At 55.2% G+C, this 1,289-nt stretch carries 1 protein-coding gene; it reads left to right on the top strand.

Translation table 11 applies throughout. From position 1 onward, the window contains the following. The first annotated feature begins 75 nt into the window (after nucleotides 1-75). On the top strand, nucleotides 76-1,155 hold the full coding sequence (locus F1542_RS16880) for an IS5 family transposase (RefSeq protein WP_025814070.1): 1,080 nt from the start codon (nucleotides 76-78) through the stop codon (nucleotides 1,153-1,155). The last annotated feature ends 134 nt before the right edge of the window (nucleotides 1,156-1,289 follow it).

Raw genomic sequence — 1,289 nt, 5'->3', positions numbered from 1 at the left:
GGTTCGAAAAACCTACTGGTTTTGAGGCCTTCTGTGTGATTCCATTCCTCTGGTTCTGGTTGAGGGAATGGCGATATGAAACAGCCTGGTTTCTTTGATGTTGAGGAGCGGCTTGCCCGGTTGAGCGGGCTTGGCGATCAACTCGAGGCCTTTTCCCGGACTGTGGATTTTGAGGTGTTCCGCCCTGATTTGAAGAAGGCTCTGGCGTATTCGGATGGGAGCAAAGGCGGGCGCCCTCCGTTTGATCTGGTGCTGATGTTCAAGATCCTGGTGATCCAGACGCTGAACAATTTGTCTGATGAGCGGACGGAGTACCTGATCAATGATCGTCTCTCTTTTATGCGTTTCCTTGGTCTGGGGCTGTCGGACCGTGTGCCTGACGCCAAAACGGTCTGGCTGTTCCGTGAACGCCTGACCCAGACGGGTGCGATTGAAAGACTGTTTGACCGCTTTGACGCGACCCTGCGCAAGGCCGGATATTTGCCGATGTCGGGCCAGATTCTGGACGCAACGCTGGTGGCTGCTCCAAAGCAGCGCAATACAAACGCCGAGAAAGCGGATCTCCGGGCAGGGCGTATTCCTGAAGAGTGGCAGGACAAGCCCGCAAAGCTGTCCCACAAGGATCGCCATGCGCGCTGGACGCTGAAGTTCACGAAAGCAAAGCGTCAGGATGACGGAAGTATGCCCGCAACGGATCTTGCCATTCCGTTCTTTGGCTACAAATCCCACGTCTCCATCGACCGGAAATATCGGCTGATTCGCAAATGGAAGGCCACAGATGCCGCCGCCAGTGATGGCGCGCGATTGAGAGAGGGCTTGCTTGATAAAACCAATACGGCCTCAAGCGTCTGGGCGGATACCGCCTACCGCTCGAAAGCCAATGAGGACTTCATGGACAAAGAGGGTTTCGTCTCGAAGGTCCACAGGAAAAAGCCGAATCTCAAGCCCATGCCCCGCCATGCCCAGCGGTCCAACGCGGGGAAGTCGGTGATCCGATCCCGCGTCGAGCATGTCTTTGCCGATCAGAAATCGCAGATGGGATTGTTCATCCGGGCCGTCGGCATCACACGGGCCACAATGACGATCGGACTGGCCAATATCGTCTACAACATGCGCCGTTTCCTCTTCCTGGAGAGAATGAACGCGAGCGCATAGCAATCCAGCGGGGGGTAGTCCCCAATTTGCTCAAAACGCAGAAAGAAAGCTACCTCAGGAACCGTCAATCAAATCGCCGAAAGCCTAAAAACACGAGCCAGGCACATCAATCAGAGGTTTTTTCGAACCCTCCA

This window comes from Komagataeibacter sp. FXV3 (assembly GCF_015155755.1).
Lineage (GTDB): Bacteria > Pseudomonadota > Alphaproteobacteria > Acetobacterales > Acetobacteraceae > Komagataeibacter.
Note: the sequence above shows the minus strand (reverse complement) of the source record. Positions and strands in the feature narration are given on the sequence as shown.

Bases quoted from the DNA above. Each gene is read 5' to 3' on its own strand.
- F1542_RS16880 (WP_025814070.1), top strand. From the start codon at position 76: ATGAAACAGCCTGGTTTCTTTGATGTTGAGGAGCGGCTTGCCCGGTTG.